Raw genomic sequence first — 22,712 nt, 5'->3', positions numbered from 1 at the left:
TTTTATCTCACCTTATTACGCGTCAATTTGAGCGCCGTTAGACTTAAACACGCGAACGCGTTTAACTTTGCCTTCAGTCTCAACTAATTTGATACCAACGCGATCAGCTTTTTTGGTTTCAGGATTAAAAATCGCTACATTTGAAACATTGATTGGTGCGTTTTTAGAAACGATACCACCTTCAACGCCGCGCATTGGATTAGGTTTTTGGTGACGTTTAACAACGTTAACACCTTCAACCACTACTTTACCATCCAAAACACGCAAAACTTTACCAGTAGCGCCTTTGTTCTTGCCTGTGATCACAATAACTTGATCACCTGATTTAATTTTAGCCATGATAAATCCTTCTTATAACACTTCAGGCGCTAATGAAACGATTTTCATGAAGCGTTCGTTACGCAATTCACGTGTTACTGGGCCAAAAATACGAGTACCCATTGGCTCTAATTTGTTGTTCAAGATAACTGCTGCATTGTTATCAAATTTGATCAACGCGCCATCAGCACGACGAACACCTTTAGCAGTACGAACTACCACTGCATTGTAAACGTCACCTTTTTTAACACGGCCACGAGGCGCCGCATCTTTAACAGTCACTTTAATGATGTCGCCAACAGTAGCGTAGCGGCGTTTAGAGCCACCCAAAACTTTGATGCACATTACACGGCGCGCACCAGAGTTATCAGCCACATCAAGCATGGTCTGCATTTGTATCATTGTAGATTACCTTTATATACCCAACTTAATTCAACAATCTATCAAGCCATTTGCTTGAGCACCCAATAAGGGTTTAGATGAACCAGTCTTGGATCCCGAAGGGATAGACAAAACTATAAGAAGCGAATCTTACCCTAATCTTTTGATTTAAGCAAGTATTCGCCTCTTGATAGCACCTAAAACTTAAATGGTGTTGTTTTTTTCCACCAAAGTGGCAACAACCCAAGTTTTGGTTTTAGACAATGGGCGCGATTCTGCAATCGTTACCACGTCACCAACCGCATACTCATTGTTTTCATCATGAGCATGAAACTTGTTTGAACGGCGAATTACTTTACCGTACAAAGGGTGTTTCACTTTACGCTCAACCAAAACAACAACGGTTTTGTCCATTTTGTCACTAACCACTTTACCGGTTAATGTACGAACATTTTTCTTTTCGCTCATTATTGACCAACCTTTTGGCTCAAAATGGTTTTAATACGAGCAATTTCACGGCGAGTTTTTTTAATTTCGCTGGTTTTTTGCAATTGATTCGTTGCAGCTTGCATACGCAAACCGAACTGAGCTTTCAACAAACTCATCAATTCTTCATTTAATTGCTCAACAGATTTGTCGTGTAAATTTTTAGCACTCATTATTGACCTACCTGTCTAACTACAAAAACAGTAGAAATAGGCAATTTTGCTGCTGCCAATTCGAATGCTTCACGAGCCAACTCTTCTGACACGCCATCCATTTCGTACAGCATTTTACCTGGTTGAATTTCCGCTACCCAGTACTCTGGAGAACCTTTACCGCCACCCATACGAACTTCAGCAGGTTTTTCAGTAATTGGTTTGTCTGGGAAAACACGGATCCAAATACGACCACCACGTTTAATATGACGGGTCATCGCACGACGAGCAGCTTCGATCTGACGTGCAGTCAAACGACCACGGCCAGTTGCTTTCAAACCGAAATCACCAAAGCTTACTTTGTTACCACGAGTCGCAACACCAGTGTTACGACCTTTGTGTTGTTTACGATATTTCAGTCTAGTTGGCTGCAGCATTTCGACGACCTGCCTTTCCGTTTTTCTTTTCTTCAGGTTTTGCAGCTACTTGTGGTTGAGAACCAGCTTCACCTTTGTAAACCCAAACTTTAATGCCAATGATACCGTAGGTAGTCAACGCTTCACTTGTTGCATAATCAACGTCAGCACGTAAAGTATGCAAAGGCACTCGGCCTTCACGATACCATTCGCTACGAGCGATATCGATACCATTCAAGCGACCTGAAGACATGATTTTGATACCTTTCGCACCAGCACGCATTGCATTTTGCATAGAGCGTTTCATGGCACGACGGAACATTACACGTTTTTCCAATTGGCTAGCAATATTGTCAGCAATGATTTTTGCATCCAACTCAGGCTTGCGAATTTCTTCAATGTTCACATGAACTGGCAAACCCAATAAATTTTGCAAGTCACGTTTCAACACTTCAATGTCTTCGCCTTTTTTACCAATCACGATACCTGGACGGGCAGTGAAAATGGTAATTTTTGCTGACTTAGCAGGGCGCTCAATCACGATGCGACCAACTGAAGCATTTTTCAAACGTTTTTGCAAGTAGTTGCGAACGTCGATATCTTGTTTCAAAACAGTTGGAAACTCGCTAGTTTTAGCAAACCATTTTGAAGACCAATCTTTGTTCACCGCTAATCGGAAACCAGTTGGGTTGATTTTTTGTCCCATTGTTTTTCCTTAGTTACCAACGGTCACAGTGATGTGACAAGTTTGTTTTTCAATGCGGTTACCGCGACCTTTAGCACGAGCTGAGAAACGTTTCAAGCTTGGGCCTTTGTCAACGAAAATTTCAACCACTTTCAATTCATCGATGTCAGCACCTTCGTTGTGTTCAGCATTGGCAATTGCAGAGCCCAATACTTTATAAGTCAACTCAGCTGCTTTTTGCGGCGCAAATTGCAAAATAGTCAAAGCAGAAGCAACATCTTTACCGCGAATCAAGTCAGCAATTAAGCGAGCTTTTTGCGCAGAAATACGTGCATTTTTATGTTGTGCAGATACTTTCATCATTCACTCCTTATTTCTTAGCTTTTTTATCAGCCAAATGGCCTTTAAAAGTGCGAGTGAACGCGAATTCGCCCAATTTGTGACCAACCATGTTGTCGCTGATGTAAACAGGCACGTGAGTACGGCCGTTGTGTACAGCAATGGTCAAACCAATAAAGTCAGGCAAGATAGTAGAGCGACGAGACCAAGTTTTGATTGGACGCTTGTCGCTGGTTGCACGTGCTGTATCAACTTTTTTCAGCAAGTGCAGGTCTACATAAGGACCTTTTTTCAATGAACGTGCCATCTAATTACCCTTTATTTGAAAAGCGGCGACGAACAATCATGTTATTCGTGCGTTTGTTGCTACGGGTGCGGTAGCCTTTAGCTGGAGTACCCCATGGGCTAACTGGCTCACGACCTTCACCGGTACGACCTTCACCACCACCGTGTGGGTGATCTACTGGATTCATTACCACACCGCGTACGGTAGGACGAATGCCTTTCCAGCGATTAGCACCAGCTTTACCGATTTTCTTCAAGCTTTGCTCTTCGTTACCCACTTCACCGATGGTTGCACGGCAATCAACGTGAATTTTTCGGATTTCGCCTGAACGCAAACGCAATTGAGCGTAAATGCCTTCACGAGCCAACAACATCGCTGAAGTACCAGCGGAGCGAGCAATTTGCGCGCCTTTACCTGGTTTCATTTCGATACAGTGGATGGTAGTACCAACTGGGATGTTGCGAATAGGTAAAGTATTACCTACTTTAATCGCAGACTCAGCACCAGAAACAACTTGTGCACCAGCTTTCAAACCACGTGGAGCGATGATGTAACGACGTTCACCGTCTGCATAGCACAACAAAGCGATGTGCGCAGTGCGGTTTGGATCGTATTCAATACGTTCAACAGTTGCCGGAATACCGTCCTTGCTGTTACGTTTGAAGTCAATCATACGGTAATGATGTTTGTGACCACCACCTTTATGACGAGTAGTAATACGACCACCGTTGTTACGACCAGCGGTAGAGTTTTGTTTTTCTAACAAAGGAGCGTAAGGAGCGCCTTTGTGCAGACCTTCAGTGACTACACGGACCATGCCGCGACGGCCAGCAGAAGTCGGCTTCATTTTAACAATAGCCATTTCACTTTTCCTTATTCTGCAGAAGCGGCTGCTGCGGTTTCTAAGTCTAATTGCTGACCTTCAACCAAGCTAACATACGCTTTTTTCACGTCGCTGCGTTTACCAAAAGAACTGCCAAAGCGTTTTTTCTTGCCTTTAGTAGTCGTGGTAGTCACAGAAGCCACTTGAACACTGAACAACAATTCAACAGCTGCTTTGATTTCAGTTTTGGTTGCATTAGGCAACACTTTAAAAGTCATTTGATTGCGTTTTTCAGCAATCATATTGCTTTTTTCTGAAACAACAGGTGCCAGAATCACTTTCATTAAACGTTCTTGATTCATGCCCATTGCTCCTCTAATTGTGCAACTGCTGCTTTAGTCAACACAACTTTCTTAAAGCGCAATAAGCTATAAGGATCAGCTTGATGAGCTTCTAAAACCAAAACATTGTGCAAGTTGCGACTAGATAAAAATACGTTTTCATCCAATTGTGTAGTCAAGAACAACACTTGTTCCAAACCCATATTTTTCACTTGTTCAGCGAAAGCTTTGGTTTTTGGAGAATCAACAGTCAAATCTTCAACTACTACCAAGCGATCATCACGCACCAATTGAGACAAAATAGTCGCGATACCAGCGCGGAACATTTTGCGGTTCACTTTTTGAGTGAAGTTCTCATCAGGTTTGTTAGGGAACGCACGGCCACCTTTACGCCAGATTGGAGACGAAGTCATACCAGAACGCGCGCGACCGGTACCTTTTTGACGCCAAGGTTTTTTAGTAGAGTGATTTACTTCAGCACGGGTTTTTTGTGCACGGTTACCTGAACGAGCATTCGCCAAGTAAGCAGTCACCAATTGGTGTACCAAAGCTTCGTTGTATTCACGACCAAACAAAGCATCAGAAGCAGCCACATTGCCCGCAACTTCGCCGTTAGCGTTGATTAATTTCAATTCCATTACGCACCCGCTTTCACACTAGGACGCACCACGACATCGCTGTTAATCGAGCCAGGTACTGCACCTTTTACCAACAGTAAGTTGCGTTCTGCATCAACACGTACAACCACTAAGTTTTGTACAGTTGATTTAGTGTTACCATATTGGCCAGCCATGCGCTTGCCTTTAAACACGCGACCTGGGTCTTGTGCTTGGCCGATAGAGCCTGGTACACGGTGAGAACGTGAGTTACCGTGAGAAGTACGTTGAGAATCAAAATTATGACGTTTGATGGTACCGGCAAAGCCTTTACCTTTAGAAGTGCCAGTGATATCAACCAACTGACCAGCTTCAAACATCGACACTTCAATAACGTCGCCAGCTTTCAATTCACCAGCTTCGATTGCGAATTCGATCAAACCAGAACCAGCTTCAACACCTGCTTTTGCAAAGTGACCAGCTTCTGTTTTGTTAACACGATTCGCTTTTTTTGAACCAAAAGTCACTTGAACAGCTTCGTAGCCGTCTGTGTCTTTGGTTTTAACCTGAGTGACGCGGTTAGCAGTCATTTCCAACACGGTTACTGGAACAGATGCACCCTGTTCGTCGAACACGCGAGTCATGCCTACTTTGCGCCCTACCAGACCTAAACTCATGTTTATTCCTTAATTAAAGGCACCAATTACGATTGATTGGCTAATGTATAAAAAACGAACTCAGCAAGTTATAAATAATTGCTGAGTCCGCAATCATACTACAACACTTCAACTTAAATCAATGTTTTAAATTAAAATATTGCAAATCTGTATAATTATTGCACTTTGATTTCTACATCAACGCCTGCTGGCAAGTCCAATTTCATCAAAGCATCTGTGGTTTTATCAGTCCAATCAACGATATCCATCAAACGCAAGTGAGTGCGGATTTCCAACTGTTCACGAGAAGTTTTGTTAACGTGAGGAGAACGCAAGATGTTGAAACGTTCGATTTTTGTAGGCAAAGGAATTGGACCTTTAACCACAGCACCAGTACGTTTAGCAGTCTCAACGATTTCTTGAGCAGAATGATCGATCAAGCTGTAATCATAAGCTTTCAAGCGAATACGGATTTTTTGGTTTTTCATCTCAATATTCCTAAATTATTTGATTACAGATGCTACAACACCAGCACCAACGGTACGACCACCTTCACGAATCGCGAAGCGCAAACCATCTTCCATAGCGATAGGTGCAATCAATTCAACAGTGATTGACACGTTTTCACCTGGCATAACCATTTCCACGCCTTCACCCAAAGTAACTGCACCAGTTACGTCAGTTGTACGGAAGTAGAACTGTGGACGGTAGTTAGCGAAGAATGGAGTATGACGGCCACCCTCTTCTTTAGACAATACGTAAACTTCAGCAGTAAATGTAGTGTGAGGTTTGATAGTACCTGGCTTAGCCAATACTTGACCACGCTCAACGTCTTCACGTTTAGTACCACGCAACAATACACCTACGTTGTCGCCAGCTTGACCTTCGTCCAACAATTTACGGAACATCTCAACGCCCGTACAAGTTGTTTTAACAGTGTCTTTCAAACCAACGATTTCGATCTCTTCACCAACTTTAACGATACCGCGCTCGATACGACCAGTCACAACAGTACCACGACCAGAAATAGAGAACACGTCTTCGATTGGCAACAAGAATGGTTTGTCAACAGCACGTTCTGGAGTAGGGATGTAAGAATCCAAAGCTGCAGCCAATTCCAAGATTGCTGGTTCGCCGATTGCTGATTGGTCGCCTTCCAAGGCTTTCAATGCAGAACCTTTGATGATTGGGCAGTCGTCGCCTGGGAAGTCGTAGCTTGACAACAAGTCACGGATTTCCATCTCAACCAATTCCAACAACTCTTCGTCGTCAACCATGTCACATTTGTTCATGAATACCAAGATGTAAGGCACGCCTACTTGACGACCCAACAAGATGTGTTCACGAGTTTGTGGCATAGGACCATCAGCTGCTGAACATACCAAAATCGCGCCATCCATTTGAGCCGCGCCAGTAATCATGTTTTTAACATAGTCGGCGTGACCTGGACAGTCTACGTGAGCGTAGTGACGAGTTTCAGTTTCGTATTCAACGTGTGAAGTATTAATGGTAATACCACGTGCTTTTTCTTCAGGCGCGTTGTCGATTTGATCGTAAGCTTTAGCAGCACCACCAAATGCTTTAGACAATACTGTGCACAAAGCAGCAGTCAAAGTAGTTTTACCATGGTCAACGTGACCAATTGTACCCACGTTTACGTGTGGTTTACTGCGTTCAAATTTTTCTTTAGCCATTTGACTAATTCCTTGTAAAGAACAATGAGTATTTAGAAAGCGGCCTGTAAACATTTACAGGACGCTTAACTCGTTAAAAATAATTAACCTTTGCGGCTAGCAATGATTTCTTCGGCAACGTTGTTAGGAACTTCAGCGTATTTCTTGAATTCCATAGAGTAAGTTGCACGACCTTGAGTCGCTGAACGCAAGTCAGTAGAGTAGCCGAACATTTCTTTCAATGGTACTTCTGCGCGGATTTTTTTGCCGCCAATACCATCATCGTCCATGCCCAATACCATACCACGACGGCGGTTCAAGTCACCCATTACATCGCCCATGTAGTCTTCTGGAGTTTCCACTTCTACAGCCATGATAGGCTCTAACAAGCAAGCACTCGCACGACGCATACCTTCTTTGAATGCCATAGAACCAGCCAATTCAAATGCGATTTGCGAAGAGTCAACATCATGGTAAGAACCGAATACCAAGCGAACGCGAACGTCCACTACTGGGTAACCAGCCAAGATACCGCTGTTCAAAGTATCACGAATACCTTTGTCAACAGAAGGGATGAATTCTTTAGGAATCACACCACCTTTGATCTCGTCCAAGAACTCGTAACCCACACCACCTGGTTCCAAAGGCTCCAATTTGATCACAGCGTGACCGTATTGACCTTTACCACCAGACTGCTTAACGTGTTTGCCTTCCACTTCCACTGCTTTGCGGATGGTTTCACGGTAAGCCACTTGAGGCGCGCCTACTGCAGCTTCAACGCCGAACTCACGTTTCATACGGTCAACCAAAATCTCTAAGTGCAATTCACCCATACCAGAGATAATAGTTTGACCAGACTCTTCGTCAGTTTTAACGCGGAAAGAAGGATCTTCTTTAGCCAAACGGTTCAAAGCCAAGCCCATTTTTTCTTGGTCAGCTTTGGTTTTTGGTTCAACAGCCACGTGAATTACAGGCTCTGGGAATTCCATGCGTTCCAAGATGATCGGAGCATCTTCAGCACACAAAGTCTCACCAGTGGTCACGTCTTTCAAACCGATTGCAGCAGCGATGTCACCAGCGCGTACTTCTTCGATTTCTTCACGATCGTTGGCTTTCATTTGTACCAAACGACCCACGCGCTCACGAGTGCCTTTTACTGAGTTGATTACAGTATCACCAGACTTCAATACGCCTGAGTAAACACGGATGAACGTCAACTGACCTACATATTTGTCATTCATCAATTTGAATGCCAACGCAGAGAATTTCTCTTCATCAGATGCTTCACGAGTCATAGCCTCGTCAGTCTTAGGAGAAACACCCGCTACTGCAGGAATGTCAGTCGGTGCTGGCAAGTATTCAACAACTGCGTCCAACATACGTTGTACACCTTTGTTTTTAAATGCAGAACCACACAATACAGGTTGGATTTCACCAGCCAAAGTACGAGTACGCAAAGCTTCAACGATTTCTTGTTCGGTCAATTCTTCACCGCCCAAGTATTTTTCCATCAAATCTTCTGTGGCTTCAGCCGCAGCTTCAACCATTTTCTCGCGCCATTCTTCAGCAACAGAAACCAAGTCAGCAGGAATGTCAGCATAGTCAAAAGTCAAACCTTGAGTGGCATCATTCCACAAAATGGCTTTCATTTTCAACAAGTCAACCACACCTTGGAAACTATCTTCTGCACCGATAGGTACCACTACTGGTACTGGGTTAGCACGCAAACGAGTTTGCATTTGCTCAACCACACGGAAGAAGTTAGCACCTTGACGGTCCATTTTGTTTACAAATGCCAAACGAGGCACTTGGTATTTATTGGCTTGGCGCCATACAGTTTCAGACTGAGGTTGTACACCACCTACAGCACAGTAAACCATTACCGCACCGTCCAATACACGCATAGAACGCTCTACTTCAACAGTAAAGTCTACGTGTCCTGGAGTGTCAATCACGTTGAAACGGTATTCAGGCAACGTACCGTCCATACCTTTCCAGAATGTGGTCACAGCAGCAGAAGTAATGGTAATACCACGCTCTTGCTCTTGTTCCATCCAGTCAGTTGTTGCTGCGCCGTCATGAACTTCACCCAATTTGTGAGTCATGCCAGTGTAGAACAAGATACGTTCTGAAGTAGTCGTTTTGCCGGCGTCAATATGTGCGCTAATACCGATATTACGGTAGCGCGAAATAGGGGTTTTACGAGCCACGGTTGTCGCCTTTTTAAATTAGAAACGGAAGTGAGAGAACGCTTTGTTCGCTTCAGCCATACGGTGAACTTCTTCACGTTTTTTCAACGCGCCACCACGGCCTTCAGCTGCATCCATCAATTCGCCTGCCAAACGCAAGTCCATTGATTTTTCACCACGTTTACGAGCCGCATCGCGTACCCAGCGCATTGCCAACGCCAAACGACGTGACGGACGAACTTCAACGGGAACTTGATAGTTAGCACCACCGACACGGCGGCTTTTCACTTCCACGATTGGTTTCGCATTAGCAATAGCAGCTTCGAATACTTCGATCGCTGGCTTACCAGATTTCTTTTCGATTTGTTCCAAAGCGCCATAAATAATACGCTCTGCAACTGATTTTTTGCCGTCAATCATCACAACGTTCATGAATTTAGACAATTCGGTGCTACCGAATTTAGGATCAGGCAAAATCTCGCGTTTAGGGACTTCTCTACGTCTTGGCATTTTAATTCCTTACATTCTATTCAGTTGAGCATCATTGCTCTGGCTTATTCATCAGAGATAAGCACTTACTCGATTACCCAAACGGGCAACCCACGTCAAAAGCCAATTACTTAGGACGTTTAGTACCGTATTTAGAACGGCTTTGTTTACGGTCTTTAACACCAGCAGTGTCCAAAGAACCACGAACAGTATGGTAACGCACACCCGGCAAGTCTTTTACACGACCGCCACGAATCAATACAACGCTATGCTCTTGCAAGTTATGGCCTTCACCACCGATATACGAAATCACTTCGAAACCGTTAGTCAAACGCACTTTACATACTTTACGCAATGCAGAGTTAGGTTTTTTAGGTGTAGTAGTGTAAACACGAGTACATACACCGCGTTTTTGTGGACATGCTTCCAAAGCAGGCACTTTGTTCACATAAACCGGTTTTTGACGGCCTTTGCGAACCAACTGGTTAATAGTAGGCATTTATTTAAGTTCCCATTGAAAAACTACTGGCACCATGCCAGCAAGGGCGAAATTATAGACGCTATTGAATCATCAAGTCAAATCAACCAGCGCATATTTGATTGTTTTTTAACCTAATTTGATACAGATAAATGCCTTGCCAAAAAATAAACCCGAGTTTTAAATTCAATCAAATTTGGCAAAGCCTTACAGGACGCTGCCAACCTTGGCATTCATATCCTTGAAAGAGTAAAATTTATTACCTTGATTTTTAATATTTTTTTCATTCAATCTCTATAATACATACCCATAAAAAAGCGTCCTGTAAATGTTTTACAGGACGCTTTGCATAATGCTCAAACTTAAAACAGATTATTCTGCTGAAGTTTCAGGCAATGGATTGTTTTGACGACGCTTGCGATGGTAATGCAAACCCGTACCTGCAGGAATCAAACGACCCACAATCACGTTTTCTTTCAAGCCACGCAAATCATCACGTTTGCCCATAATCGCCGCTTCAGTCAAGACACGAGTAGTCTCTTGGAACGAAGCTGCAGAAATGAACGAATCAGTCGACAACGATGCTTTGGTAATACCCAACAAAATGTTTTCAATGCGTGCAGGTTGTTTGCCTTCTGCCGCCATTTTTTCGTTGGCAATCATCACTTCCGCACGCTCAACTTGTTCACCAGTAATGAACTGAGTTTCGCCTGAATCAGCAATGTTCACACGACGCAACATTTGACGGATGATCACTTCAATGTGTTTGTCAGAAATCTTCACGCCTTGTAAGCGGTAAACTTCTTGCACTTCTTGAATGATATAGCGCGCCAAAGCTTCAATGCCTTGCAAACGCAAGATGTCGTGTGGGTCAACCGCACCATCCACAATCACCTCACCGCGATTTACAACTTGACCGTCATGCACCAAAACTTGTTTCTCTTTCGAGATTAAAGTTTCAACCACGATGCCATCAACATCGGTAATCACCAAACGTTGTTTGCCTTTGGTTTCTTTACCGAACGAAACCGTACCAGTCACTTCCGCCAACATACCCGCGTCTTTTGGTGTACGAGCCTCGAACAATTCAGCTACACGAGGCAAACCACCGGTAATGTCACGAGTTTTGGTAGAAGCTTGAGGAATACGAGCCAATACTTCACCCTTACCCACTTCTTGACCTTCACGCACCGTAATAATCGCACCGATTGGGAATGCCATCGTCACAGGTGTATCAGAACCTGCAGCACGAATTTCTTCACCATTTTCATCCAACAAACGAACCGCTGGACGCAATACTCGCGCTTGTGAACCGCGACGTTTACCATCAATCACCACCAAAGTAGACAAACCAGTCACTTCGTCAGTTTGTTTGGCAACAGTCACACCTTCTTCGATGTTTTCAAAGCGAACGCGACCTGCATGTTCGGTAATCATTGGACGGGTATGCGGATCCCATGTTGCCAATACTTGACCTGCAACAATCGTCTCACCATCACGTACCATCAAAGTAGAACCGTAAGGCACTTTATGACGTTCACGCTCACGACCCACATCGTCATGAATCACCACTTCACAAGAACGACCGATGACAATCAATTCGCCTTTGTTGTTGGTTACATAACGCATTTGGCTAGAGAAACGTGCCGTACCGTTAGATTTAGATTCAACTTGAGTTGCCGCAGCAGCTCGAGACGCAGCACCACCAATATGGAACGTACGCATCGTCAACTGAGTACCAGGCTCACCAATCGATTGAGCAGCAATCACACCAACTGCTTCACCTGTATTAACCAACTTACCACGCGCCAAGTCACGACCGTAACATTGAGCACACAAGCCATAACGTGTTTTACAAGTAATTGGTGTACGAACTTTAACTTCATCCGCACCAGAATTGTCAATCAAGTTCACCAAAGCTTCAGACAAGATAGTGCCAGCTTCAACAATCGTTGTATTGGTATTAGGGTCAACCACATCTTCTGCAGTCACACGGCCCAAGATACGATCGCGCAACGGCTCAATCACGTCACCACCTTGTACAACTGCTTTCATGACAAAGCCGTCAGTGGTACCACAATCGTCCTCAATCACCACCAAGTCTTGGGTCACGTCAACCAAACGACGTGTCAAGTAACCTGAGTTCGCTGTTTTCAACGCCGTATCCGCCAAACCTTTACGCGCACCGTGTGTTGAAATAAAGTATTGCAATACCGTCAAGCCTTCACGGAAGTTAGACGTAATTGGTGTTTCAATGATCGAACCATCAGGTTTTGCCATCAAACCACGCATACCTGACAACTGTTTGATCTGTGCTGCCGAACCACGGGCACCAGAGTCAGCCATCATGTAAATTGAGTTGAATGATTCTTGGTCAACTTCGTTACCATCACGGTCAATGACTTTGTCCACAGACAAATTGTCCATCATCGCTTTGGCAATCTTATCGCCTGTACGACCCCAAATGTCGACCACTTTATTATAGCGTTCGCCATTGGTTACCAAACCTTGACGGTATTGTTCTTCGATTTCCTTCACTTCGCCTTGAGCTTCTGCCAACAAAGTTACTTTTGCAGCCGGCACTTCCATGTCGTCCACACAAATCGAAATACCACCACGAGTAGAATATGCATAACCTGTGTACATCAAGTGGTCAGCAAAAATCACCGTATCACGCAAGCCGCACACACGAAACGACACATTGATTAATTTAGAAATTTCTTTCTTTTTCAATGCTTTGTTAATGTGTTCAAATGCCAAGCCTTTAGGTAACAAAGTAGACAAAATGGCGCGACCCACAGTGGTTTCATAACGACGTCTTACAGCATCGTAACCACCTTGTTCGTTTTTCACATATTCGGTCAAACGTACTGTACATTTGGTTGCCAATTCAACTTGGCGGGTTTCGTATGCACGTTGTACTTCTTTGACATCCGCGAACAAAGTGCCTTCGCCTTTGCCATTGATTTTGTCACGCGTCATGTAATACAGACCCAAGACGATGTCTTGAGAAGGTACGATAATTGGCTCACCATTGGCTGGAGACAACACGTTGTTTGACGCCAACATCAATGTACGCGCTTCTTGTTGCGCTTCCAAAGACAATGGTACGTGAACCGCCATTTGGTCACCGTCAAAGTCGGCGTTAAATGCCGCACAAACGAGCGGGTGCAATTGAATGGCTTTGCCTTCAATCAAAATCGGTTCAAACGCTTGAATACCCAAACGGTGCAAGGTAGGCGCACGGTTCAACATGATTGGATGTTCGCGAATCACGTCTTCCAAGATGTCCCAAACTTCTGGCACTTCTTGTTCTACCAATTTTTTGGCTTGTTTGATGGAGTTGGCCAATTCCAATTTTTCCAATTTGTGGAAAATGACTGGTTTGAACAATTCCAATGCCATTTTTTTAGGCAAACCACATTGGTGCAAACGCAAGTAAGGACCTACGGTAATCACAGAGCGGCCTGAATAGTCCACACGTTTACCCAGCAAGTTCTGACGGAAACGACCGCCCTTACCTTTGATCATGTCAGCCAATGATTTCAATGGGCGTTTGTTCGCACCAGTCATCGCTTTACCGCGACGGCCGTTGTCTAACAACGAATCCACTGCTTCTTGCAACATACGTTTTTCATTGCGAACGATGATGTCTGGCGCGCGCAACTCCAACAAACGTTTCAAACGGTTGTTACGGTTAATCACACGACGGTACAAATCATTCAAGTCAGAAGTGGCAAAACGACCACCATCCAACGGTACCAATGGACGCAAATCAGGTGGCAATACTGGCAACACATCCATAATCATCCACTCAAGTTTCATACCTGAGCGTTGGAAGGCTTCCAATACTTTCAAACGTTTTGCAATTTTTTTGATTTTGGTATCAGAGCCAGTTGATTCCAACTCTTGACGCAAAACTTGAATTTCGTTTTCGATGTCCAAAGTGCGCAACAATTCGCGCACACCTTCGGCACCCATTTTCGCTTCAAATTCTTCGCCGTATTCGTCCAAATGCTCGTAATAATCTTCTTCAGTCAACAATTGACGGCGTTGCAAAGAAGTTAAGCCAGGATCGGTTACCACAAATGCTTCAAAATACAAAATGCGTTCGATATCACGCAAAGTCATGTCCAAAACCATGCCCAAACGAGATGGCAATGATTTCAAGAACCAAATGTGTGCAACAGGTGACGCCAATTCAATGTGACCCATGCGCTCACGACGCACTTTAGACAAAGTCACTTCTACGCCACATTTTTCGCAGGTCACACCTTTGAATTTCAAGCGTTTGTATTTACCGCACAAACATTCATAATCTTTAACTGGGCCAAAAATTTTGGCACAGAATAAACCATCACGTTCAGGTTTGAACGTACGATAGTTGATGGTTTCAGGTTTTTTAACTTCACCGTAAGACCAAGAGCGAATGGTTTCTGGTGATGCAATGCCGATTTTGATGGCATCAAATTCATCATCCGCACCTGCACCTTGCAAGGGGTTAAATAAATCTAACAAAGCTTTCATTTTAGCTCCAGTTGTTGACGGGCTTCAGGCGTCCTGAAACCCGTTAGGCACAATTAGTAACGCTCTAAATCGATGTCCAAGCCCAATGAGCGGATCTCTTTAACCAACACATTGAATGACTCAGGCATGCCTGCATCAATTTTGTGTTCGCCTTTAACGATGTTTTCATACATCTTCGTACGACCCACCACGTCATCTGACTTCACAGTCAACATTTCTTGCAAGGTATAAGCAGCACCGTAAGCTTCCAATGCCCAAACCTCCATCTCACCGAAACGCTGACCACCGAATTGTGCTTTACCGCCCAATGGTTGTTGTGTCACCAAGCTGTAAGGACCAGTAGAACGAGCATGCATTTTTTCGTCAACCAAGTGATGCAATTTCAAGTAATGCATCACACCAACGGTTACATGACGGTCAAATGCTTCACCCGTACGACCATCGTACAAAGTCACTTGAGTTTTGGTTGCATTGAAGCCCAATTTTTGCATATCAGGATCTTCGCTTGGATAAGCCAATTCCAACATCTCTTTGATTTCAGCTTCATCAGCACCATCAAATACAGGAGAAGCAAACGTCATACCGCGACGCAAGTGTTTTGCCAAGTTCAAGATTTCAGCATCGGTGAATTCATCCAATTGCTCTTTCTTGCCGCTGGTGTTGTACAACTTATCGAAGAAGGCGCGCAATTCGGCCACTTCGCGTTGTTCTACCAACATCTTGTTCACACGCTCACCAATACCTTTGGCAGCCCAACCCAAATGCACTTCCAAAATCTGACCAATGTTCATACGCGATGGTACGCCCAATGGGTTCAATACGATGTCCACCGTACGACCGTCGGCCATGTATGGCATGTCTTCCACAGGCAAGATGCGAGATACCACACCTTTGTTACCGTGACGACCAGCCATTTTGTCACCCGCTTGCAAACGACGTTTGATGGCGATGAATACTTTCACCATTTTTTGTACGCCAGGTTGCAATTCGTCGCCTTGAGTCAATTTTTTCTTTTTGACTTCATACATGGCATCGGCTTCTTCATACTTCTGCGCCAAACTGTGTTTGGTCAATTCCAATTGTTTCGCCAAGTTTTCATCAGCCAAACGGATATCGAACCATTCATGTTTGTTCTCAATCACCAACAAATATTCTTTGGTAATTTTGGTACCTTTCACCAAACGCATTGGACCGCCATTGGCTTCTTGACCCACAATCATGCGTTCAATACGATCAAAAGCATCGTTATTGAAAATACGAATTTGGTCGTTCAAGTCTTTACGGTAAGGTTTCAACTCAGAATCGATAATCGATTGTGCACGTTTGTCACGCTCAATGCCTTCACGAGTGAATACTTGAACGTCAATCACCGTACCGCTCATACCTGTTGGCATACGCAATGACGTGTCTTTAACATCAGAGGCTTTTTCACCGAAAATCGCACGCAACAATTTTTCTTCTGGTGTTAACTGGGTTTCGCCTTTAGGGGTTACTTTACCCACCAAAACGTCACCAGCTTCCACTTCAGCACCGATGTACACAATACCTGCATCATCCAAACGGTTTTGCATGCGTTCAGACAAGTTCGGAATGTCGCGAGTGATTTCTTCAGCACCCAATTTGGTATCACGCGCTACAACGTTCAATTCTTCAATATGAATGGTGGTGTAACGGTCTTCCGCCACAACACGCTCAGAAATCAAAATCGAGTCTTCGTAGTTGTAACCATTCCAAGGCATGAAGGCGATGGTCATGTTTTGACCCAAAGCCAATTCACCCAAGTCAGTCGATGCACCGTCAGCGACCACGTCACCACGAGCCAAGATATCACCTTTGCTCACTACAGGACGTTGGTTGATATTGGTTGATTGGTTAGAACGGGTGTATTTCACCAAGTTGTAGATATCCACACCCACTTCACCAGCAATCGCTTCTTCGTCATGTACACGAATCACGACACGGCTTGCGTCCACAGACTCAACCACACCGCCACGACGTGCCACAACCGCAGTTGCAGAATCCACCGCTACAGAGCGCTCAATACCAGTACCTACCAACGGTTTATCCGCACGCAAACAAGGAACCGCTTGACGTTGCATGTTGGCACCCATCAATGCACGGTTGGCGTCATCATGCTCCAAGAATGGAATCAATGAAGCAGCTACCGATACCACCTGACCTGTCGCCACGTCCATGTATTGAACACGGTCTGGCGTAGCCAAAATGGTGTCACCTTTTTCACGACAAGTCACCAAATCATCAATCAAAGCGCCTTCTGCATTCAATTCAGCATTCGCCTGTGCAATCACATAGCGACCTTCTTCAATAGCAGACAAGTAATCGATTTGATCGGTCACTTTGCCATCAATAACACGGCGGTAAGGTGTTTCCAAGAAGCCATATTCATTGGTACGAGCATAAACAGACAAAGAGTTGATCAAACCAATGTTTGGACCCTCTGGTGTTTCAATCGGACACACACGGCCGTAATGTGTTGGATGTACGTCACGTACTTCAAAACCTGCACGTTCACGTGTCAAACCGCCGGGGCCCAAAGCAGAAACACGACGTTTGTGTGTCACTTCAGACAATGGGTTGGTTTGGTCCATGAACTGAGACAATTGGCTAGAACCAAAAAATTCTTTGATTGCCGCAGAAACAGGTTTGGCATTGATCAAGTCGTGTGGCATCAAGTTGTCTGATTCAGCTTGGTTCAAACGCTCTTTTACAGCACGCTCAACACGCGCTAAGCCTGAACGGAATTGGTTTTCAGCCAATTCACCTACTGAACGAACACGACGGTTACCCAAGTGGTCAATATCGTCCACTTCGCCATGACCATTGCGCAATTCAACCAAAGTCGCAATCGAAATGATGATGTCTTCATTGGTCAATACAAAATTTTTGCCATCAGTCAATGCAGACAATTCTTCAATCATACTACGGTACCAATTTGGAGATTTTTCATCCAATTTGTGTTCGTAAGTACGGGTGTTGAACTTCATACGACCCACGCGTGACAAATCATAGCTGTCGCCACTGAAGAACAAGCGATTGAACAATTGTTCAACAGCATCTTCGGTAGGTGGCTCACCAGGACGCATCATGCGGTAAATAGCCACACGTGCTTGCAAGCGAGTTTCTACTTCATCAACACGCAAGGTATTAGCAATGTAACCACCTTGATCTAACTCGTTGATGAACAAAGTTTCAATTCGTTTGATTTCGTGAATTTGCAATTGAGCCAAAACTTCTTCGGTCAATTCCTCATTCGCACTGGCCAAAACTTCACCAGTCAATGGTGTGATGACATCTTTGGCCAATACTTTGCCAATCAAGCTGTCAAAATCCACCGTCAAACGATTGATACCAGCATTGCTTAAATCGCGTACAGATTTCGCAGTAAAGCGTTTGCCTTTGGCAACGATTAAATTGCCATCTTTGTCCATGACATCGATTTTGGCAACTTCGCCTTTCAGGCGGCTCAATACCAACTCTTGCTCAATGCCATCTTCGCTCAAATGAAACACGTCTTTATCGTAGAACATGTTCAAAATCGCTTCAGCATCGTAACCCAATGCTTTCAACAAGATGGTCACTGGCATTTTACGGCGACGGTCAATACGGAAATACAACAAATCTTTTGGATCAAACTCAAAATCCAACCATGAACCACGGTAAGGAATGATGCGAGCTGAGAACAACAATTTACCAGACGAATGGGTTTTACCACGGTCATGTTCAAAGAACACGCCAGGAGAACGGTGTAACTGAGACACGATAACGCGCTCAGTACCATTAATGACAAATGAACCACTTGGTGTCATCAATGGGATTTCACCCATGTAAACTTCATTTTCACGAACTTCTTTAACCGTTGGTTTAGAAGCTTCACGATCCATAATCACCAAACGAATGCGTGCACGCAAAGGTGCTGCATACGTAATACCACGCATTTGACATTCTTGAATATCAAATGCAGGCTCGCCCAAGATGTAATGTACAAACTCTAAGCGCGCATGTGTATTGTGGCTGATAATTGGGAAAATAGACGTGAAGGCGGCCTGTAAACCATCTTCTTTACGTTGGTCAAATGGCGTATTCAACTGCAAAAATGATGCGTAAGAATCCAATTGAGTAGCAAGCAAAAACGGAAAATCTAAAACATTTTCACGTTTGGCAAAGCTTTTTCGGATGCGTTTTTTCTCAGTGAATGAGTAACTCATGTAAGAAACTCCAATAATTGGGAGGTTTTTGGCAGGCTGTTAAGACTAAACACTTCGCCAGAATGCCCAGTATTAATAACCCTATGCAACAAGCGAAATAAGGCCGGCAGTAAAAACTGCCAGCCCATCAATCAAATAAAAATTATTTGATTTCGACTTTAGCACCAGCTTCAGTCAATTGTTTAGCGATGTCGTCAGCTTCAGCTTGAGAAACGCCTTCTTTAACAGTTTTAGGAGCGCCATCTACCAAGTCTTTAGCTTCTTTCAAGCCCAAACCAGTAATTGCACGAACCACTTTGATCACGCCAACTTTTTGGTCGCCAGCAGCAGTCAATACAACGTCAAATTCAGTTTTTTCTTCAACTGCAGCAGCAGCAGCGCCACCACCAGCAACTGCCAAAGCAGCAGCAGAAACGCCAAATTTTTCTTCGAACGCTTTAACCAAGTCGTTCAATTCCATAACGGTCAAACCAGCAACTGCTTCTAAAATGTCTTCTTTAGTAATAGCCATGCTATTAAACTCCTAAAAATCAAAAATCAAATAAATCAAATGTAAATTACGCGGCTTCGGTTTCTGCATTTTTTGCAGCCAAAGCAGCCAAGGCGCGAGCAAAGCCAGAAACTGGCGCTTGCATAACACCCAACAATTTAGCCAACAATTCTTCTTGCGAAGGAATAGAAGCTAATTCGGCTACTTGTGCAGCATCTAACAAATCACCATTGTACACACCAGCTTTAACAACAATTTTGTCGTCTTTTTTAGAGAACTGATGTAATACTTTAGCAGCAGCAACAGCGTCTTCAGATGCAGAGTAGATCAATGGACCAACCATTTGATCTGCTAAAGCTGCAAAAGAAGTACCTTCAACCGCACGGCGTACCAAAGTGTTTTTCAATACGTGTAAGTACACGCCCTCTTTACGCGCATTCGCACGCAATTCGGTCAAATTGGAAACACTGATACCGCGATATTCAGCAATCACCAAAGTTTGAGCATTTGCAATACCTGCAGCAATGCCTTCAACGGTGGCTTTTTTGGCTTCAATATTGAGACTCAAGGTCTACCTCCCACTGTTAATAATCGAAACACCGAAGTGCTTCCCCAGCTCGGCAACCAAGAAAAAGACATTTTACAAACAGCGTTTGTAAGAAAATCGTTTTCGGGACTACCGTCTGCGTAGGGCAATATTTAAATTCTTGCGAATCCCTACGGTCTTGGACATCTACTTAAATAAGTAGCCCAATAAAGCGTCCTGTAAATCTGTAACAAGTTACAGGACGCCCTAAATCAATTAGTTGGTACTAGAAGTATCAACACGCACGCCCAAGCCCATAGTGCTTGAAACGGCAATTTTTTTAACGTATTGGCCTTTGGCAGCAGCAGGTTTTGCTTTTACCAAAGCTTCCAACAACGCATTGAAGTTTTCACGCAAATCAGCTTCAGCAAAAGAAGCACGACCGATAGTTGCATGAATGATACCAGCTTTGTCAGTACGGTATTGAACTTGACCTGCTTTAGCATTTTTAACTGCTTCAGCAACGTTAGGAGTCACAGTACCTACTTTAGGGTTAGGCATCAAGCCACGTGGGCCCAAGATAGTACCCAATTGACCAACGATACGCATTGCATCTGGAGAAGCAATCACAACGTCAAAGTTCAAGTTGCCTTTTTTAACTTCATCAGCCAACTCTTCCATACCAACGATGTCAGCACCCGCTTCACGAGCAGCATCAGCATTAGCACCTTGAGTGAAAACCGCTACGCGAGTGGTTTTACCAGTACCTTTAGGCAATACAACTGCGCCACGAACCACTTGGTCAGATTTACGAGGGTCAACACCCAAGTTAATCGCAACGTCAACAGATTCGTCAAATTTAGCAGTAGCTGCAGCTTTAACTGCCACAATCGCTTCATCGATTGCGTACAATTTGTTGCTGTCTACACCAGCGCGCAAAGCTTCTAAACGTTTAGAGATCTTAGCCATTTACACGCCCTCCACTTCGATACCCATTGAACGAGCTGTACCTGCAATAATGCGTACAGAAGCGTCCAAGTCAGCACCTGTCAAATCAGGGGCTTTGGTTTTTGCAATTTCTTCAACTTGTGCACGAGTGATTTTACCCACTTTGTTGGTCAAAGGATTTGCAGAACCTTTTTGCAAGCCAGCTGCTTTACGCAACAAAACTGATGCAGGAGGTGTTTTCAATACAAATGTAAATGATTTGTCAGCATACGCAGTAATCACTACTGGTGTTGGCAAACCTGGTTCCATGCCTTGAGTTTGGGCATTGAACGCTTTACAGAATTCCATAATGTTCAAACCACGTTGACCCAAAGCAGGGCCTACTGGTGGTGATGGGTTGGCTTTACCAGCCGGGATTTGTAGCTTAATGTAGCCAATTACTTTTTTTGCCACGTTTATTCTCCGTTAGTGGGTCAATCGCGGAAGGTTCCGCTCCCCAAAAAAAACAAGGTCTACTATTATAGACCCTGTATTTTTAGTTTGCAAGCACAAGCTCTTAAATAACTTATACTTTTTCAACTTGAGTGAAATCCAACTCAACTGGTGTTTCACGACCAAAAATTTGTACTGATACTTTTAACTTGTTACGCTCGTAGTTCACTTCGTCTACAACGCCATTAAAGTCAGCAAATGGGCCATCATTGACACGGATACGCTGACCCACATCAAACTCAACTTTAGGTTTTGGTTTTTCACCGCCAGTTTGGATTTGTTGCATAATTGCATCAACTTCACGCTGCGTAATTGGCAAAGGTCGGTTAGCTGTACCACCGATAAAGCCAGAAACACGCGGTGTTGATTTCACCAAATGCCATGAGTCATCGGTCATTTCCATCTCAACCAATACATAGCCTGGGAAAAACTTACGCTCGCTTAATGAACGTTTGCCATTTTTGATGTCAACCACTTCTTCGACAGGCACCAAAATTTGACCAAAATAATCTTGCATGCTTTCGCGCTCAATGCGCTCTTTTAAGGTCTTTTGAACATTTTTCTCAAAACCAGAGTACGCATGCACTACATACCATTTTTTAGCCATGATTAACCTCTTTTCAATAGCAAGTCATAGAAAACCCATGCGATCAACGAATCGGCCATCCACATAAAACCCGCCAAAGTAGCAACAAATGCCACCACATACAAAGTCGTACGCATCGCTTCAGGACGCTCAGGCCATACCACTTTGTTTAATTCTACAAATGCACCCTTTACATAAGCTACCAAACGCTTACCTAAATGAGTTGCAAAAAATACGATTGCTACAGCAATTGCAACACCCGCAGCTGTAATCAAGCCACGCACATACACATTCAATTGCGGCAAAGCATAATAAGCCCAAACAGAAGCAACCACAACCAACAAAGCAGCTATAATTTTAACCATATCAACTGTTTTGTTTTTTTGCACTTCAGCCTGAGCTTGAGCTTTCAACTCTGCCTTAGAACGCTTAACAACCTTTTCAGGTTGATTTTGGTTATCCATAAAGCACTTTCTAACAATAAAAAAAAGACTAACCAACCTTTACAGGCCGATTAGTCTTGATATGGCAGGCCAAGAGGGACTCGAACCCCCAACCCTCGGTTTTGGAGACCGATGCTCTACCAATTGAGCCATTGGCCTTGAAACT

At 44.0% G+C, this 22,712-nt stretch carries 25 protein-coding genes and 1 tRNA gene; all 26 read right to left on the bottom strand.

The annotated features are described in order from the left end of the window. Nucleotides 1-15 precede the first annotated feature (15 nt). The 26 genes from rplX to ADP71_RS12610 all read right to left on the bottom strand — a co-directional run bounded on the left by rplX (nucleotide 16) and on the right by ADP71_RS12610 (nucleotide 22,705). Nucleotides 16-339 carry a 50S ribosomal protein L24 gene (rplX, locus tag ADP71_RS12735; protein WP_019959431.1) on the bottom strand — a complete coding sequence of 108 codons (324 nt, stop codon included), beginning with the start codon at nucleotides 337-339 and terminating at the stop codon, nucleotides 16-18. A gap of 12 nt (nucleotides 340-351) precedes the next feature. Continuing rightward, nucleotides 352-720 carry a 50S ribosomal protein L14 gene (gene rplN, locus ADP71_RS12730; RefSeq protein WP_019959432.1) on the bottom strand — a complete coding sequence of 123 codons (369 nt, stop codon included), beginning with the start codon at nucleotides 718-720 and terminating at the stop codon, nucleotides 352-354. A 183-nt stretch (nucleotides 721-903) separates the two neighbouring features. Then, nucleotides 904-1,167 (bottom strand): 30S ribosomal protein S17, encoded by a 264-nt coding sequence (rpsQ, locus tag ADP71_RS12725; protein WP_019959433.1) that lies wholly within the window; start codon nucleotides 1,165-1,167, stop codon nucleotides 904-906. Further along, nucleotides 1,167-1,358, bottom strand: coding sequence for a 50S ribosomal protein L29 (rpmC, locus tag ADP71_RS12720; protein ID WP_019959434.1), 192 nt, complete (start codon nucleotides 1,356-1,358; stop codon nucleotides 1,167-1,169). The genes rpsQ and rpmC overlap by 1 nt, the downstream gene beginning before the upstream one ends. Continuing rightward, complete coding sequence (gene rplP, locus ADP71_RS12715; RefSeq protein ID WP_019959435.1) at nucleotides 1,358-1,774, bottom strand: 50S ribosomal protein L16; 417 nt, start codon at nucleotides 1,772-1,774, stop codon at nucleotides 1,358-1,360. The genes rpmC and rplP overlap by 1 nt, the downstream gene beginning before the upstream one ends. Continuing rightward, entirely contained in the window at nucleotides 1,758-2,459 is a 702-nt protein-coding gene (gene rpsC, locus ADP71_RS12710; protein ID WP_019959436.1) for a 30S ribosomal protein S3, read from the bottom strand. Before rpsC ends, rplP begins: the two co-directional genes overlap by 17 nt. A 9-nt stretch (nucleotides 2,460-2,468) precedes the next feature. Next, nucleotides 2,469-2,798, bottom strand: coding sequence for a 50S ribosomal protein L22 (rplV, locus tag ADP71_RS12705; RefSeq protein WP_019959437.1), 330 nt, complete (start codon nucleotides 2,796-2,798; stop codon nucleotides 2,469-2,471). Between the two features lie 10 nt (nucleotides 2,799-2,808). Next, nucleotides 2,809-3,084 (bottom strand): 30S ribosomal protein S19, encoded by a 276-nt coding sequence (gene rpsS / locus ADP71_RS12700; RefSeq protein WP_019959438.1) that lies wholly within the window; start codon nucleotides 3,082-3,084, stop codon nucleotides 2,809-2,811. A gap of 4 nt (nucleotides 3,085-3,088) precedes the next feature. Continuing rightward, nucleotides 3,089-3,925 carry a 50S ribosomal protein L2 gene (gene rplB / locus ADP71_RS12695; protein WP_019959439.1) on the bottom strand — a complete coding sequence of 279 codons (837 nt, stop codon included), beginning with the start codon at nucleotides 3,923-3,925 and terminating at the stop codon, nucleotides 3,089-3,091. A gap of 11 nt (nucleotides 3,926-3,936) precedes the next feature. Further along, complete coding sequence (rplW, locus tag ADP71_RS12690) at nucleotides 3,937-4,248, bottom strand: 50S ribosomal protein L23 (RefSeq protein ID WP_026353710.1); 312 nt, start codon at nucleotides 4,246-4,248, stop codon at nucleotides 3,937-3,939. Then, nucleotides 4,245-4,865, bottom strand: coding sequence for a 50S ribosomal protein L4 (rplD, locus tag ADP71_RS12685; protein WP_019959441.1), 621 nt, complete (start codon nucleotides 4,863-4,865; stop codon nucleotides 4,245-4,247). The genes rplW and rplD overlap by 4 nt, the downstream gene beginning before the upstream one ends. Continuing rightward, nucleotides 4,865-5,500 carry a 50S ribosomal protein L3 gene (rplC, locus tag ADP71_RS12680; RefSeq protein ID WP_019959442.1) on the bottom strand — a complete coding sequence of 212 codons (636 nt, stop codon included), beginning with the start codon at nucleotides 5,498-5,500 and terminating at the stop codon, nucleotides 4,865-4,867. The genes rplD and rplC overlap by 1 nt, the downstream gene beginning before the upstream one ends. A gap of 155 nt (nucleotides 5,501-5,655) precedes the next feature. Further along, a complete protein-coding gene (gene rpsJ / locus ADP71_RS12675; protein WP_019959443.1) occupies nucleotides 5,656-5,967 on the bottom strand; it encodes a 30S ribosomal protein S10 in 312 nt (103 codons plus the stop codon). Nucleotides 5,968-5,982: 15 nt separating this feature from the next. Continuing rightward, the gene (gene tuf / locus ADP71_RS12670; protein ID WP_058305387.1) at nucleotides 5,983-7,173 is read right to left on the bottom strand and encodes an elongation factor Tu; all 1,191 of its coding nucleotides are present in this window, start codon (nucleotides 7,171-7,173) and stop codon (nucleotides 5,983-5,985) included. Nucleotides 7,174-7,256: 83 nt separating this feature from the next. Continuing rightward, nucleotides 7,257-9,362 (bottom strand): elongation factor G, encoded by a 2,106-nt coding sequence (fusA, locus tag ADP71_RS12665; protein ID WP_171461199.1) that lies wholly within the window; start codon nucleotides 9,360-9,362, stop codon nucleotides 7,257-7,259. An 18-nt stretch (nucleotides 9,363-9,380) separates the two neighbouring features. Then, a complete protein-coding gene (gene rpsG, locus ADP71_RS12660) occupies nucleotides 9,381-9,851 on the bottom strand; it encodes a 30S ribosomal protein S7 (protein WP_019959479.1) in 471 nt (156 codons plus the stop codon). A 106-nt stretch (nucleotides 9,852-9,957) separates the two neighbouring features. Next, a complete protein-coding gene (rpsL, locus tag ADP71_RS12655) occupies nucleotides 9,958-10,329 on the bottom strand; it encodes a 30S ribosomal protein S12 (RefSeq protein WP_019959478.1) in 372 nt (123 codons plus the stop codon). Nucleotides 10,330-10,680: 351 nt separating this feature from the next. After that, nucleotides 10,681-14,835, bottom strand: coding sequence for a DNA-directed RNA polymerase subunit beta' (gene rpoC / locus ADP71_RS12650; RefSeq protein ID WP_171461198.1), 4,155 nt, complete (start codon nucleotides 14,833-14,835; stop codon nucleotides 10,681-10,683). Between the two features lie 53 nt (nucleotides 14,836-14,888). Beyond that, nucleotides 14,889-19,061: a DNA-directed RNA polymerase subunit beta gene (rpoB, locus tag ADP71_RS12645; RefSeq protein WP_104932337.1), complete on the bottom strand. Its 4,173-nt coding sequence runs from the start codon at nucleotides 19,059-19,061 to the stop codon at nucleotides 14,889-14,891. Between the two features lie 142 nt (nucleotides 19,062-19,203). After that, nucleotides 19,204-19,572, bottom strand: coding sequence for a 50S ribosomal protein L7/L12 (gene rplL, locus ADP71_RS12640; RefSeq protein ID WP_019959475.1), 369 nt, complete (start codon nucleotides 19,570-19,572; stop codon nucleotides 19,204-19,206). Nucleotides 19,573-19,618: 46 nt separating this feature from the next. Beyond that, nucleotides 19,619-20,119, bottom strand: coding sequence for a 50S ribosomal protein L10 (gene rplJ / locus ADP71_RS12635; RefSeq protein ID WP_019959474.1), 501 nt, complete (start codon nucleotides 20,117-20,119; stop codon nucleotides 19,619-19,621). Nucleotides 20,120-20,353: 234 nt separating this feature from the next. Next, nucleotides 20,354-21,046: a 50S ribosomal protein L1 gene (rplA, locus tag ADP71_RS12630; RefSeq protein ID WP_019959473.1), complete on the bottom strand. Its 693-nt coding sequence runs from the start codon at nucleotides 21,044-21,046 to the stop codon at nucleotides 20,354-20,356. Then, nucleotides 21,047-21,478 carry a 50S ribosomal protein L11 gene (gene rplK, locus ADP71_RS12625; protein WP_019959472.1) on the bottom strand — a complete coding sequence of 144 codons (432 nt, stop codon included), beginning with the start codon at nucleotides 21,476-21,478 and terminating at the stop codon, nucleotides 21,047-21,049. It abuts the gene before it with no gap. 112 nt (nucleotides 21,479-21,590) lie between these two features. Then, entirely contained in the window at nucleotides 21,591-22,124 is a 534-nt protein-coding gene (gene nusG, locus ADP71_RS12620) for a transcription termination/antitermination protein NusG (protein WP_104932336.1), read from the bottom strand. 2 nt (nucleotides 22,125-22,126) lie between these two features. Next, nucleotides 22,127-22,567, bottom strand: coding sequence for a preprotein translocase subunit SecE (secE, locus tag ADP71_RS12615; protein ID WP_019959470.1), 441 nt, complete (start codon nucleotides 22,565-22,567; stop codon nucleotides 22,127-22,129). A 62-nt stretch (nucleotides 22,568-22,629) separates the two neighbouring features. Continuing rightward, nucleotides 22,630-22,705 (bottom strand) — tRNA-Trp (locus ADP71_RS12610). Nucleotides 22,706-22,712: the final 7 nt, after the last annotated feature.

The sequence above is a fragment of the Vitreoscilla sp. C1 genome, from assembly GCF_002951955.2.
Taxonomy (GTDB): Bacteria; Pseudomonadota; Gammaproteobacteria; order Burkholderiales; family Neisseriaceae; genus Vitreoscilla; species Vitreoscilla stercoraria.
The sequence above is the reverse complement of the archived record's forward strand: the minus strand, read 5'-3'. Positions and strand labels throughout refer to the sequence as shown.